Here is a 13,105-nt window from a genome sequence, read left to right as displayed (position 1 = left end):
TCATTGCCGCCAGGATAGACTAGGCGACCACCCGCCGCTGCCGCAGATCGCCGATGGCGTGGTCGGGCAGGCCCAGCACGCCCGACAGCACCTCGTCGGTATGCTGGCCCAGCGCCGGTGCGGCCAGGGCCGGCAGGCGCTCGACCGCCGCGAAGTCCAGGGTCGAGCGCGGCACGCGGTAGGGGCCGATCCCGGCCTGGTCGACGACGCCGAACAGCGGGTTGGCGGTGGAGGCGCGGGCGTCCTCGGACAGCAGTTGGGCCATGTCCTGGTAGGGCCCCCACAGCACGTCGCCGGCATCGAACAGGGCGCGGACCTCGTCCAGCGTGCGCGCGGCGATCCACGGGCCCAGCACGGCGGCGATGCCGTCGCGCGCGGTGAAGCGGTCGCCCTCCTGGCGCAGGTCGACCTCGTAGAGCTTTTCCACCAGCGCGAACTTCTCGGCCATGCCCGTGGTGGCGACCAGCGCCTGCCACTGCCGCGGGCTGATCGCGGCCACCATCACGCGGCGGCCGTCGCGGGTCGGGAAGTCGCGGCCGAAGGCGCCGAACAGGTCGTTGCCATAGGCCGGGCGAGGGGCGCCGTTCACCTCCACCTCGGCGATCATGCCGAGCGCCCCCACCACCGCCAGCGCCACGTCCGACAGCGGCAGGCGAATGAGCTGGCCCTCGCCGGTCGCGCGGCGGTGGCGCTCGGCCGCCAGCAGGCCGACGCAGGCGGTCAGGCCGGCCGCCACGTCCCAGCCCGGCATGACATGGTTTACCGGCTTGGCCGCGCCGTCGCGGCCGGTCATGGCGGGAAAGCCCACCGCGCAGTTGACGGTGTAGTCGACGGCCGACGAGCCGTCATGGTTGCCCAGCACGTTCAGCATGATGAGGTCGGCGCGGGCCGCCCGCAGCCGCTCGTAGTCGAGCCAGCCGGTGCCGGGGAAATTGGTCAGGAACAGGCCAGCCTGGGGGCCATCGGCGGTGATCAGCGCGGTTGCCAACTCGCGCCCCTCGGGCGAGCGCACGTCGATGGCGATCGAGCGCTTGCCCTTGTTGAGGCCCACCCAATAGAGGCTGTCGCCGGAATCGGCCAGCGGCCAGCGGCGATAGTCGATGCCGCCGCCGATCGGGTCGAAGCGGATGACGTCGGCGCCGAGCTGCGCCAGCGTCATGCCGCCCAGGGGGGCCGCGACGAAGGCCGATCCTTCGACGATCCGCATACCCGACAGAATTCCCGCCATCCGCCCGCACTCCTGGTCCCGAGATTTTTCCAGCCAAGGTAGAACCGCTCTCCGCTTCGTGGCGACGACAGCAGCTCACGGCCTTCGGAGTGGATGGATGGCATCTCTGGGCGCGGCTTCCAATCCCCCATCGGCATTGCTGGCGGCAATGCTGTCGCATGGGCCCGTCATTCGCTATGCGGCGGGGATCGCGACCTCGTCGCCGGTCGTCTTCGTTTCCGCCAACGCGCCCGGCTTCGTGGGCACGCGGGCACGGGCCGGCCGCCGCTGGGCCGACCTGATCCATGTCGACGACCGCCCGGGCTACCGCGAGGCGATTCGCCAACTTCGCCATGGCGAGGTGGCCGAAGCCGAGTATCGGCTGATGACCGACGGCGGAGCGCGCTGGGTCCGCGACACGCTGGGGGTCGCCGACGGGCAGCTTATTGGCACCGTCGTCGACATCTCGCGCGAGCGCCAGGCGGAGGATCGGGCCCGCGACGCCACCGCCACGATGGCGGCCATGGCCGGGTCGGCGATGGATGCCGTGATCACCATGTCCGGCGACGGCTGCGTGCTGGACTTCAATCCGGAAGCCGGGCGCATGTTCGGCTACAGCCGGGCCGAGGCGCTGGGCACGGCACTGCGCGACCTGATCCCGCCGGCCGAGGCCAGCGACGTCGGCATCGCGCAGTATCTTTCCGGCGACTGCGCCGATGGCGCCGGCCGGCGCATCCAGGTGACCGGGCGACGCCGCGACGGCTCGAATTTTCCGGCGGAGTTGACGATCGCCTGTGCGCGCGCCGGCAGCCGGCCGATATTCGTGGCCGAGATCCGCGACATCAGCCGGCGCCTGGCGGCGGAGGCGGAGCGCGACCGCACCATGCGGCTCCTGCGCGAGGCGATCGAGAACCTGCCGGCTGGCTTCACCATCACCGGCCCCGACGATCGCATCCTGCTGTGCAACAGCGCCTATGCCCAGGCGATGGGACGTCCGGTGGATGCCCTGGTCGGCCGGCTCCGGCGGGAACTCATCGCGGAATGCCTGGGGCTGCTGCGCAGCGTCGACGGGCAGCCTTTCGACGGCTCGCCCGAAGGGGCCGAGCGCATCACCCGCCGGCTATGCCAGCCGGGCAGCAAGCCGATCGAACTCGAGCTGGTATCGGGCGACGTCACCATCATCGGCTCGTCGCAACTGTCCGACGGCAGCCTCGTCTGCGTCCGCACCGACGTGACCGAGATCCGCCGCGCAGAGCGGGCGGTGCGCGCCAGCGCCGAATTGCTGCAGCAGGTGCTGGAAGCCTGCCCGGTCGCCATCAGGATGACGCGCCTGTCCGACGGGCGGATCTTCTACCAGAGCCCGGCCTCGCGCAGCCTCTATGGCGCCGATCCGCAGGCCGGACCGATCTATGCGCGCGATGCCTTCGTCGATCCGGGCGACTGCGATCGCCTGGCCGGGCTGATCGCGATCGATGGTGGCGTCGACGGCTTCGAGGCGGCGATGCGGTCGGGCGATGGCCGGAGCTTCCCCGCCGCGATCTCGGCCCGTGCGGTCGAGGTTCATGGCGAAGCCATGGTGGTCGGCTGCACGGTCGACCTGACCGAGCGCAACGCCGTCGCGGCCAAGCTGGACGAGCAGCGCGAGGCCTTGCACCAGAGCGAGAAGCTGGCCGCACTGGGCGAGTTGCTGGCCGGGGTGGCGCACGAGCTGAACAATCCGCTGTCGGTCGTGGTCGGGCAGGCGCTGCTGTTGAAGGAGACGACCTTCGACCCTGCCATCACCGACCGCCTGAACCGCATCGGCCGGGCGGCCGATCGCTGCGTGCGGATCGTGAAGACCTTCCTGTCCATGGCGCGACGCCGGCCCAAGCGTTCGGAGCCGGTCTGCCTGGAGCAGGTGATCCACGACGCGGTGGAGGTGGCCGGCCACGCGCTGCGGTCGAGCGGGGTCCGCGTCCGGCTGCGGCTGGCGGCAGGCCTGCCGCCCGTCGAGGGCGATATCGACCAGCTTGCCCAGGTGATGACCAACCTGATCTTCAATGCCGAGATCGCCATGCGCGAGGCCCCGGGCGAGCGGACCCTGACCATCTCGACGAGCCTTGCCCGGCATGCAGGCCATGTGGTGCTGCGTGTCCGCGATACCGGCCCGGGCGTGCCGCGCGCACTGCACGCCCGGGTTTTCGAACCGTTCTTCACCACCCGTGGCATCGGCGTCGGCACCGGCATTGGCCTGGCCTTCTGCCATCGGGTGATCGAGAGCCATGGCGGCTGCATCTCGCTCGCCGACGCCAAGGGTGGCGGTGCGCAGTTCACGGTCGAGCTGCCGGTCTTCGGTGCCGTCGCAGCGGCGGCCGAGCCGGCCCCGCCGCCGGACGCCGTGGCCTCTGGCCGGCATGTGCTGGTGATCGACGACGAGGGCGACGTCGCCGATGTCGTGGCGGCGATGCTGCGACACACGGGCGACCGGGTCGAGATCGCCATGTCCGGCGGCGAGGCGCTGGCCCGCCTGCGGGACGCCCCCTTCGACCTGATCCTGAGCGACCTGCGCATGCCGGGCCTGGATGGCGAGGCGCTGTTCGGCCTGCTGGCCCGCGAGCAGCCGCATATGCTGGCCCGGCTCGGCTTCATCACCGGCGATGCCATGGGTGGCCAGGCCCAGCGCTTCCTGGCCCGCTGCGGCCGGCCGTTCCTGGAAAAGCCGATCACGCCGGCCGACCTGTCGCGGCTCGTCGCGGCCATCGCCCCGCCGCCGTGACGGCCGGACCGGCCCATATCCTCGTCGTCGACGACGAGGCGGACGTGCGCTCGACGATTGCCGACTATCTGCGCCTGCACGGCTTGCGGGCCAGCACCGCCGATGGCGGACGGGCGATGCGCGCCATCCTGGCCGCCGATCGGGTCGACCTGGTGCTGCTCGATATCCGCATGCCCGACGAGGACGGGCTGACGCTGGCGCGCGAGCTGCGTGGCAGCCATCCGGTCGGCATCATCATGGCGACGGCGGCCATTGAGACCATCGACCGCGTCGTCGGGCTTGAACTGGGGGCCGACGACTATCTTGCCAAGCCGCTGGACTTGCGCGAGCTGCTGGCCCGGGTGCGGGCGGTCCTGCGCCGCCGCGGCGTGACCGCCACGCCGCGTCCCGCCCCGGACGTCCGCTTCGGCCAGTTCCGCTTCGATCCCGAAGGCCGGCGCCTGTCGGGGCCGGACGGCGGCCTGGTGCGGCTGACGCGGATGGAACTGGACCTGATGGCGGCCTTCGCCGCCAATCCCGACCGCGTGCTGTCGCGCGAGGCGCTCCTCGACTTGGCCCATGGCAAGGATGCCGACCCCTTCGATCGCAGCATCGACATGCGCATCAACCGCATCCGCCGCAAGGTCGAGGTCGACCCCGCCCGCCCGCAGATCATCCGCACGGTACGGGGAGCCGGCTACATCTTCGTCACCGAGGGGCATTCCGCGGCGGTCGGTCACAAGGCAGGCGCGAAACTGTTACCGGATTGAAACGCGATCGCGGCGGCGCGTGATCGGGCCGAAACTTCCCGCCGCTATCTCCTCGCCCCATCGAAGGCCGTGGCCCGTTGGCCCCGGCCGGCAAGGATGGGGAACGACATGCCCTCTATCGCGATCGACGGCGCCCGTATCGTCTACGAGGCGGCCGGCCAGGGCCCGGCACTGGTCCTGCTGCACAGCACCGCTTCGTCCCGCCAGCAATGGGCAGGCCTGCGCGAGGCGTTGTGCGGGCGCTTCACCCTGGTCGCCGTCGACGCCTACGGCCATGGCGACAGCGATCCGTGGCCCGGGCACCGGCCCATCACCCTGGCCGACGAGGCAGCCGTGGTCGCCCGTGTCATCGACCGTCTTCCCGGCCGCGTGCACCTGGTCGGCCATTCCTATGGCGGGGCGGTCGCCCTCCGGCTGGCACTCGGCAGCGACCGGCTGGCCTCGCTCGTCCTGGTCGAGCCGGTATCCTTCCACTTGCTGCGCGACGGCTCGGCGTTTGACGCCGGCCTGCTCGACGACATCGCGCCGGTCGCCGATGCCGTGCGCGGCGCGGTTGCGACGGGCGACCATGAAGCCGGCCTCGGCCGCTTCGTCGACTACTGGAACGGTGCCGGCACCTGGGCCGCCGTGAAGCCGGAGCGCCGGCAGGCGTTGTGCCGGCTGGCCCCGGCCGTCGCCCACAACTTCGATGCCGCCGAGGGCGACCCGGCGCGCCTGGCCGATTGTGCCGGCCTCCGCCTGCCGACGCTGATCATGGCGGGCGAGCTCACGACCCGGCCGGCCGCGCGCATCGCGGCCCGCCTGGCCACGGCCATCCCCGGGGCCGAGTGCCGGATCGTCGCCGGCGCCGGGCACATGCTGCCGCGCACGCACCCGGCCGCCTTCCTCGAAGCACTTTCCGCCCATCTCGATCGCGCCATGACCGGCCGGGCGAAGGTCCATCGCCTGGCCGCTGCCTGATTTCCCGGACCACTTCGCCGATCCACCCAACAAGGAGACGACCCATGACCCTCTCGAAGAACCCCGCCACCGTCGCCATCCACGGCGCCTTCCGCAAGGATCTCGCGACCAACGCCGTGGCCGTGCCGATCTACCAGTCCACCGCCTTCGACCTCGAGGGGACCGACAATGCGGCGGACCTCTTCGCATTGAAGAAGTTCGGCAACATCTACAGCCGCATCGGCAACCCCACCTGCGACGTGCTGGAGCAGCGCATGGCCGCACTCGAGGGCGGTGTGGCGGCACTGGCCGTCAGCTCCGGCCAAGCGGCAACCGCCATGGCGCTGCAGAACATCGCCCATGCCGGCGACAACATCGTCAGCTCGACCGACCTCTATGGCGGTTCGTGGAACCTGATGGCGAACACGTTCCGCACCATGGGGATCGAGGTGCGGTTCGTCGACCCGGCCGATCCGGAGAACTTCCGCCGCGCCACCGACGCCCGCACGCGCGCCTACTATGCCGAGACGCTGCCGAACCCCAAGCTCCAGGTCTTCCCGATCGCCGAGGTGGCCCGGATCGGCGAGGCGCTGGGCGTGCCGCTGATCGTCGACAACACCGCCGCCCCGGTGATCTGCCGGCCGCTCGACCATGGCGCCCATATCGTCGTCTACTCGGCCACCAAGTACGTGGGCGGGCACGGCACCTCGATCGGCGGCATGATCGTCGATGGCGGTCGCTTCGACTGGGAGAAGCATGGCGACCGCTTCCCGATGCTGACCCGGCCCGACCCCAGCTATCACGGGGCGATCTGGACGGAGGCCGTGAAGCCGCTCGGCCCTATCGCCTACATCATCAAGGCGCGCACCACGTTGCAGCGCGATCTTGGTTGCGCCATGAGCCCGTTCAACGCCTTCCTCTTTATCCAGGGGCTGGAGACCCTGGCCCTGCGCATGCGCGAACACTGCGCCAACGCCGCCCGCGTCGCCGACTGGCTGGCGGCCCGGCCGGAGGTGGTGCGCGTGATCCATCCGGCCCATCTGGGCGGCGAGCAGAAGCGCCGGGCCGAGGCCTATCTCCAGGGCGGCATGGGCGGGCTGGTCGGGCTCGAACTGGCCGGCGGGCACGAGGCAGGCCGGCGCTTCATCGACGCGCTCGGGCTCTTCTACCATGTCGCCAACATCGGCGACGTGCGCTCGCTGGCGATCCATCCGGCATCCACGACCCACTCGCAGCTCTCGCCGGACGAGCAGCGGCAGACGGGCGTGACGGATGGCTATGTCCGCCTGTCGATCGGCATCGAGCATATCGACGACATCCTGGCCGACCTGGATGCCGCCCTGACGGCGGCCGGCCGCCCGGCGCTGGCCGCCTGATCGCCTGCCGGGGCGGCGGCGCGCCCGCTGCCCCGGCACGCGACCGATCCCAAACGGAGGCGGATCATGCCGATCGTCCTGCCCGCGGACCTGCCCGCCGCGGCCCTCCTGCGCGACGAGGGGGCCGCCGTCGAACAGCCATCGGCCGGTACCCGCGAGCTGTCGGTCGTCCTCGTCAACCTGATGCCGGACCGACCGTCGACCGAGGCCCAGTTCGCGCGCCTTCTGGCTTCCTCCCGCCACCGGGTCCGGCTCACGCTGGCCGTTCCCGATGGCGTCGAGATGCCCGCTGGAACGCATCTCGCCCGGTTCTACCGGCCATGGGCCGAGGTGGAGCGGGCAGGGCCCGACGCGATCATCGTCACCGGCGCCCCGGTCGAGCGGCTGCCGTTCGACGAGGTGCGGTACTGGCCGGGCATCGTGCGCATCCTGGACTGGGCGGCGGCCGGCCGGGTTCCGGCCTACCTCGTCTGCTGGGCGGCCCAGGCCGGATTGTGGCACCGGCACGGCATTGCCAAGCGCGACCTGGCCGAGAAGGCATTCGGCGTGTTCGCCCACGAGGTCCGTATGCCGGCGGCACCGATCCTGTCCGGCATCGGCGATTGCCTCCTGGCGCCGGTTTCCCGGCACACCGCGACGGATCCGGCTGACCTGGTGGGGCAGGGGGGCTTGTGCGTGCTGGCCGCCAGCGCCGCCACTGGCCTGTGCCTGGCCGAGGATGCGGGCTTGCGCGCCCACTACATGCTGAACCACCCCGAATACGATGCCGACACCCTGCGGTCGGAGTTCGTCCGCGACCTGGCGGCGGGGCGGCCGACACGGCTGCCGTCCGGCTACTTTCCGCGCGGGGACGCTTCGGCCATGCCGGTGGCGTTCTGGCGGCCGCAGGCGGTGCGGCTGTTCCAGAACTGGCTGGAAGGGGTGGCGGCCGCGCGCCGCGATGGGCCCTATCGCGGCCCGGCGAAGAATTCCTGCATCGCCCGGTCGATGAAGGCGACATCGCGCGGCCGGCGGAAGGATGCCGCCATGTGACCCTCGGGCGACGGGATCTCCACATAGCGGCAGTCGGGAATGGCGGCGGCGGCCTCGCGCGCCGCGGCGATCGGGTTGTAGAGGTCGTTGTCGGCCGCCAGGATCAGCGTGCGGGCGCGAATGCGGGCCAGCGCGCCCGCCAATGTGCCATCGCAGCCGGGCGTCGTCGCCACGTCGTGGGCGTCATAGGCATAGGTCTGGTAGACCCAGTCGACCGCCTGGGCGCCGCTGTCGCGCATCGCCTGGGCGCGCTCGGCCAACATCGCCGGCATGCCGGCCGGGTCGGTGTTCTCCGCCGCCAAGGCGGCCGGCGTGCGGGCGGCCAGCACCTGCATGACGGCGACCCAGCCGTCCCATCCCCTCGTGACCTCGCCATCGGGCCAGGCCGGATCGGCCATCAGGGCGCCGCGCGAGGCGACGTTGACCGCGACCGACCAGGCGGTCGTGCGGGCCATCGGCACCATGGCGACGATGCGGTCCATCATGTCGGGGTGGCTGACGCCCCATTGCAGCGCCTGCATCCCGCCCATGGAGGCGCCGGCCACGGCATAGAGCCGGCGCACCCCCAGATGCTCGACCAGGCGGCGCTGGCTCTCGACCATGTCGCGGATGGTGAAGCGGGGAAAGGCCAGGCCCGGCTGGCTGCTGCTGGTGCTGGGCGAAGTGGTGAGGCCGTTGCCGATCGCATCCACCGCCACGATGCAGTCGCGGTTGGGATCGAGCGCCTTGCCGGGGCCGATCCAGACGTCGAGGCGGTGATGGGTGCTGCCGATCGCCGACAGCACCAGGATCACGTTCGAGCGGTCGGCGTTGGGCCGGCCATGGACGACATAGGACAGGCGGCAATCGCGGATGACCTCGCCCGATTCCAGTCCGAACTCGCCCAGTTCCAGCATCTCGTGCGGACGATCCACCCAGTTGGGCTGCATGGGCGGATGGCGGAACTCGATCATTCGGGAAACTCCACGACGGCGCGCACGGTCTCCCCGCGAATCATCGCGGCGAAGCCCAGGTTGATCTCCGCCAAGGAGAGCCGCATCGTGATCAACTCGTCCAGCTTCAGCCGCCCGTCGAGATAGAGGCGGGCGAGCCACGGGAAGTCTCGGCGCGGCCGGGCACCGCCATAGCTCGACCGGGTGATCCGCTTCTCGCCCATCAGCGAGCCCCAGCGGAAGGCAACGTCGCGGTCGACGTTCACCTTGCCGAGCCAGACCAGATCACCGCCCGGGCGGGTGATCTCCGACGACAGGCGATAGGCGTCGACATGGCCCGCACTCTCCAGCACGCAGTCCGCACCCCGGCCGCCGGTCAGTGCCTTCACGCGGGCCACCACGTCCGGTTCGTCGGCGCGGATGAGGTCGGTGGCGCCGAACTCCGTCGCCAGCGCGAGGCGGGCGGGATCGCGGTCGATGGCGATGATGCGCTCGGCCGATTGCAGGCGCGCACCCTGGATGGCGTTCAGCCCGACCGCGCCGCAGCCCAGCACGGCCACGTTCGATCCGGCCGGGATGCGGGCGACGCGCGCGGCACCGCCCACGCCCGTCATCACGCCACAGCCGATCAGGCAGGCCCGGTCGAACGGAATCTCCTTCGGCACCGGGATCGCCCCGGTCTCCGGCACCACGCAGTATTCCGCGTGGGACGAGACGACCGAGAAATGATGCAGCTTCTGGCCCCCGACCGTCATGCGCGAGGTGCCGTCCAGCAGGTGCCCCCGCGGCTGGTGGTGCGAGTAGGGCTCGCACAGGATCGGCTCGCCGCGGTCGCAATAGTAGCAATGGCCGCAGGACGGGTTCCAGGAGCAGACGACGTGGTCGCCGGGCTTCACCAGCGTCACGTCGGCCCCCACCCGCTCGACGATTCCCGCCCCTTCATGCCCCAGCACGATGGGCAGCGGGTAGGCGAGTTGGCCCTGCATCACCTCCAGGTCGGTGTGGCACAGGCCGGACGCGCGGATGCGGACCAGCACGTCGGTCGGGCGGAGGTCGCCCACGCGGACGACCTCCACCGACAGGGGGTCGTTCGTCCGGTGCAGGACGGCGGCATTGAACTCCATGGACGCGACCTCAGTTGAGCGACGGCAGCCAGAGCGCCAGGCCCGGGAAGAAGATCAGCAGCGTGATCGCCACCACCTGCAGGCCGATGAAAGGCCATACGGAGCTGAAGATCTCGTTCAGCGATATGTCGGGCGGCGCCACGCCCTTGAGGTAGAACGCGGCCGGGCCGAACGGCGGCGACAGGTAGGAGACCTGCATGTTCATGCAGAACAGGATGCCGAACCAGATCGGGTCGTAGCCGAGCGCCTTCACGATCGGCACGAAGATCGGCATGGTCAGCAGGCAGATGCCGATCCAGTCCATCAGGCAGCCGAGGACGAACAGGATCGCCATCATGATGAAGATGATGACGATGGGGGCGACCGGCAGGCCGATCATCATGTTGCGGATGAAAGCCGGACCGCCGGCCAGGTTGTAGACGCCGATCATGGCGGTCGCACCGAAGGACACCCACAGCAGGATGCCGCAGGCGGTCATCGTCTGGACCAGCGTTTCCTGGATCATCTTCCAGTTCAGCTCGCGCCGCAGGGCGGCTGCAATCGCGGTGCCGACGACGCCCATGCCGGCGGCCTCCGTCACCGAGGCGACGCCGGTGTAGATCGTGCCCAGCACGCTGGCCGCAATCAGCATCGGGAGCGCGATGCTCTTCAGCATCCGCAGCTTCTCGACGAGCGGGATGTTGCGCTCCTCCTCCGGTGCCGGCGGGCCGAGGCTGGGGTTCAGGTGGCAGCGGATCAGGATATAGGCGATGTACATGCCGGCCATGATCAGGCCGGGCACGATGGCGGCCGAGAACAGGTCGCCGATGGAGACGTTCACCGTCAGGCCATAGATCACCAGCACGATGCTGGGCGGGATCATGCTGCCGAGCGAGCCGCCGGCGCAGATGGTGCCGATGGCCAGCTTGCGGTCATAGCCCAGGCGCAGCATCTGGGGCAGGGCGACCAGCCCCAGCAGCACGATCTCGCCGCCGATGATGCCGGTCATGGCCGCCATGATGGTGGCCGCGATGGTCGTCTGGACCGCCAGCCCGCCGCGCAGGCTGCCCGACCAGACATGCATCGCCCGGAACAGGTCCCTGGCCACTCCCGATCGCTCCATCAGGGATGCCATGAGAATGAACATCGGTACGGAGACCAGCACGTACTCGTTCATGAACGAATAGATGCGGCTGGAGATCAGCAGCAGGCTGGGCAGGCCGAACAGGCCAAGGCCGAAGATGACGGCGATGATGCCGGTGACGAAGGCAAGCGGCAGGCCGAGCAACAGGAGGGCAATCATCCCCCCGAACATCAGGAAGGTGATGAGTTCGATCGACATTGGCCCTATCCCCGCGCCAGCCGGCGGATCGAGCGGACCAGCCGGTCGATCGACAGCACCACCATCAGCAGCGAACCCAGCAGCAGCATGGACTTGAGGATGGCCGGTATCGGCACGTCCCAGGCCCGGCCGCTGGTTTCCATCAGCATCACCGATCGCCATGCCTGGATGGCGGCCGCATAGGAGAGCGCCACGACAAAGCCCAGCGTCAGCACCGCATGCAGAACGTCCATCATCACCCGCGTGCGCGGCGAGAAGTTGTCGTAGATGCTGGTGATGCGGATGTGCTGGTCGTTCACCATCGCGTAGCCGCCGGCGAAGATGAAGGCCGTGGCGCACAGCGCGATCGCCATGTCATGCACCCAGATCGTGGGCTGGTTCAGCCCGTAGCGCATGATCACTTCATACGCGGTCACCAGCACGGCGAAGCCATAGAACCAGCTCAGCTTCAGGTTCAGGGCTGTCGTGAAGCGTCCGATCGGGTCGCGCTCGACCCCGATCGCAGGATTGGATTCGCTCATGCCTGCCTCGGCGAAAATAGGGGGCGGACGGCATCGGCCGTCCGCCCCTGGTCCTGTTTGCTCGATCTGTCGCTCAGTCCAGCAGCTGCAGCCGCTTCAGGAAGGCGAGCTGGCTGTCATAGACGCGCTTGGCCATCGGGCTTTTCTTCGACCAGTCGGCCCAGGCTGCCTGGGCCAGCGCGCGGAACTTCTTGCGCTCCTCGGCCGACCAGTTGATCAGCTCGACGCCCTGGGCCTTGGCCGCCTCGGCCGCCTTGTAGTCCTCGACCGCAACGCGCTGGATCATGTCGCGGGCGAAGTCGCGCGTCGCCACCTCCAGCATCACCTGGACGTCCTTGGACAGGGCGTTCCATTTCGGCAGGGCGACCGCCACCTCGGCCGACGGCATCGAGTGGAAGCCGGGATAGAGCGGGAAGCCCGCGATCTTGTGGTAGCCCAGGTCCTGGTTCATGCCGAGCGTGCCCCAGTCGGCCGCCTCGATCACGCCGCGCTCGAGCGCGGTATAGACCTCGCTGCCCGGCAGGGTGACGACGCCGGCACCGGCGCGGCGCCAGACCTCGGCGCCCAGGCCCTCGGGCACGCGCATCTTGATGCCCTTGAAGTCTGCCAGGGTTCGCAGCGGCTTCTTGGCCGGTACCGATTCCACGCCCCACCACACCGGGCCGACATAGTGGATGTCGAACTTCTTGTAGATCTCCCGCGCCAGTTCGAGGCCCCCGCCATACTCGAACCACATCTGCATCTGGTAGGGGTTGTCGTAGCCGCCGTTGAGGTCACCGATCAGGGCCAGCGCCGGCTCCTTGCCCGAGAAGTAGGGGCCGCCCGACTGGTGGGCGTCGAGGATGCCGTTCTGCATCGCGTCGACAGTCTCGGTGTAGGCGACGATGGTGCCGACGGCCAGCGCCTCGATGTCGAGGCGGTTGTTCGACATCGCCTTCACGCGGACGCAGAAGTCCTCGAAGACCTTCTGGTTGATGGTCCCCGCCTGCCACATGGACTGCATCTTCCACTTCGTCGCCTGCTGGGCGCGGGCGGGCGTGGCGGCAGCGGCGGTGGTGACGGCGGCGGCTCCGGCGAACGTGCCGAACTTGCGTCTGCTCAACATGGTGGTTTCCTCCCTCGGATATTGTTCCTGGCCCCGGACCTTCG

11 protein-coding genes are annotated in these 13,105 nt (G+C 69.9%); 5 read left to right on the top strand and 6 right to left on the bottom strand.

Annotated features, from left to right (window positions below; genetic code table 11):
- Positions 1–19: 19 nt before the first annotated feature.
- Positions 20–1,228, bottom strand: a complete 1,209-nt coding sequence (locus STVA_RS14840) for a CoA transferase (RefSeq protein ID WP_123688845.1) — start codon at positions 1,226–1,228, stop codon at positions 20–22.
- Between the two features lie 97 nt (positions 1,229–1,325).
- On the opposite strand from STVA_RS14840, the gene STVA_RS14835 reads away from it, so the two are divergent.
- The 5 genes from STVA_RS14835 to STVA_RS14815 all read left to right on the top strand — a co-directional run bounded on the left by STVA_RS14835 (position 1,326) and on the right by STVA_RS14815 (position 8,058).
- On the top strand, positions 1,326–3,962 hold the full coding sequence (locus tag STVA_RS14835) for a PAS domain S-box protein (RefSeq protein WP_170216350.1): 2,637 nt from the start codon (positions 1,326–1,328) through the stop codon (positions 3,960–3,962).
- Positions 3,959–4,711 (top strand): response regulator, encoded by a 753-nt coding sequence (locus STVA_RS14830; protein ID WP_123688684.1) that lies wholly within the window; start codon positions 3,959–3,961, stop codon positions 4,709–4,711. Before STVA_RS14835 ends, STVA_RS14830 begins: the two co-directional genes overlap by 4 nt.
- A 108-nt stretch (positions 4,712–4,819) precedes the next feature.
- On the top strand, positions 4,820–5,671 hold the full coding sequence (locus STVA_RS14825; RefSeq protein WP_170216349.1) for an alpha/beta fold hydrolase: 852 nt from the start codon (positions 4,820–4,822) through the stop codon (positions 5,669–5,671).
- A 44-nt stretch (positions 5,672–5,715) separates the two neighbouring features.
- The gene (locus tag STVA_RS14820) at positions 5,716–7,026 is read left to right on the top strand and encodes an O-acetylhomoserine aminocarboxypropyltransferase/cysteine synthase family protein (protein ID WP_123688682.1); all 1,311 of its coding nucleotides are present in this window, start codon (positions 5,716–5,718) and stop codon (positions 7,024–7,026) included.
- 66 nt (positions 7,027–7,092) lie between these two features.
- The gene (locus tag STVA_RS14815) at positions 7,093–8,058 is read left to right on the top strand and encodes a homoserine O-succinyltransferase (RefSeq protein WP_123688681.1); all 966 of its coding nucleotides are present in this window, start codon (positions 7,093–7,095) and stop codon (positions 8,056–8,058) included.
- On the opposite strand, the gene STVA_RS14810 is transcribed toward STVA_RS14815, so the two are convergent.
- From STVA_RS14810 to STVA_RS14790, 5 genes are all read right to left on the bottom strand, one after another.
- Positions 7,974–9,011 (bottom strand): alpha/beta fold hydrolase, encoded by a 1,038-nt coding sequence (locus STVA_RS14810; RefSeq protein WP_123688680.1) that lies wholly within the window; start codon positions 9,009–9,011, stop codon positions 7,974–7,976. The genes STVA_RS14815 and STVA_RS14810 overlap by 85 nt on opposite strands.
- The gene (locus STVA_RS14805; RefSeq protein WP_123688679.1) at positions 9,008–10,114 is read right to left on the bottom strand and encodes an alcohol dehydrogenase catalytic domain-containing protein; all 1,107 of its coding nucleotides are present in this window, start codon (positions 10,112–10,114) and stop codon (positions 9,008–9,010) included. Before STVA_RS14805 ends, STVA_RS14810 begins: the two co-directional genes overlap by 4 nt.
- A 10-nt stretch (positions 10,115–10,124) precedes the next feature.
- Complete coding sequence (locus STVA_RS14800) at positions 10,125–11,435, bottom strand: TRAP transporter large permease (protein WP_123688678.1); 1,311 nt, start codon at positions 11,433–11,435, stop codon at positions 10,125–10,127.
- A 5-nt stretch (positions 11,436–11,440) separates the two neighbouring features.
- Complete coding sequence (locus STVA_RS14795; protein ID WP_123688677.1) at positions 11,441–11,956, bottom strand: TRAP transporter small permease subunit; 516 nt, start codon at positions 11,954–11,956, stop codon at positions 11,441–11,443.
- 73 nt (positions 11,957–12,029) lie between these two features.
- Complete coding sequence (locus tag STVA_RS14790; RefSeq protein ID WP_123688676.1) at positions 12,030–13,061, bottom strand: TRAP transporter substrate-binding protein; 1,032 nt, start codon at positions 13,059–13,061, stop codon at positions 12,030–12,032.
- Positions 13,062–13,105 lie beyond the last annotated feature (44 nt).

Origin of the sequence: Stella humosa (assembly GCF_006738645.1) — a bacterium.
Classification (GTDB): Bacteria; Pseudomonadota; Alphaproteobacteria; order ATCC43930; family Allostellaceae; genus Allostella; species Allostella humosa.
This window is presented reverse-complemented; position numbering and strand designations above follow the sequence as displayed.

What these genes read in the sequence shown, in the direction of transcription:
- STVA_RS14840 (WP_123688845.1), bottom strand. Translation starts at nt 1,228, where the DNA reads ATGGCGGGAATTCTGTCGGGTATGCGGATCGTCGAAGGATCGGCCTTC.
- STVA_RS14835 (WP_170216350.1), top strand. Translation starts at nt 1,326, where the DNA reads ATGGCATCTCTGGGCGCGGCTTCCAATCCCCCATCGGCATTGCTGGCG.
- STVA_RS14825 (WP_170216349.1), top strand. Translation starts at nt 4,820, where the DNA reads ATGCCCTCTATCGCGATCGACGGCGCCCGTATCGTCTACGAGGCGGCC.
- STVA_RS14820 (WP_123688682.1), top strand. Translation starts at nt 5,716, where the DNA reads ATGACCCTCTCGAAGAACCCCGCCACCGTCGCCATCCACGGCGCCTTC.
- STVA_RS14815 (WP_123688681.1), top strand. Translation starts at nt 7,093, where the DNA reads ATGCCGATCGTCCTGCCCGCGGACCTGCCCGCCGCGGCCCTCCTGCGC.
- STVA_RS14810 (WP_123688680.1), bottom strand. Translation starts at nt 9,011, where the DNA reads ATGATCGAGTTCCGCCATCCGCCCATGCAGCCCAACTGGGTGGATCGT.
- STVA_RS14805 (WP_123688679.1), bottom strand. Translation starts at nt 10,114, where the DNA reads ATGGAGTTCAATGCCGCCGTCCTGCACCGGACGAACGACCCCCTGTCG.
- STVA_RS14800 (WP_123688678.1), bottom strand. Translation starts at nt 11,435, where the DNA reads ATGTCGATCGAACTCATCACCTTCCTGATGTTCGGGGGGATGATTGCC.
- STVA_RS14795 (WP_123688677.1), bottom strand. Translation starts at nt 11,956, where the DNA reads ATGAGCGAATCCAATCCTGCGATCGGGGTCGAGCGCGACCCGATCGGA.
- STVA_RS14790 (WP_123688676.1), bottom strand. Translation starts at nt 13,061, where the DNA reads ATGTTGAGCAGACGCAAGTTCGGCACGTTCGCCGGAGCCGCCGCCGTC.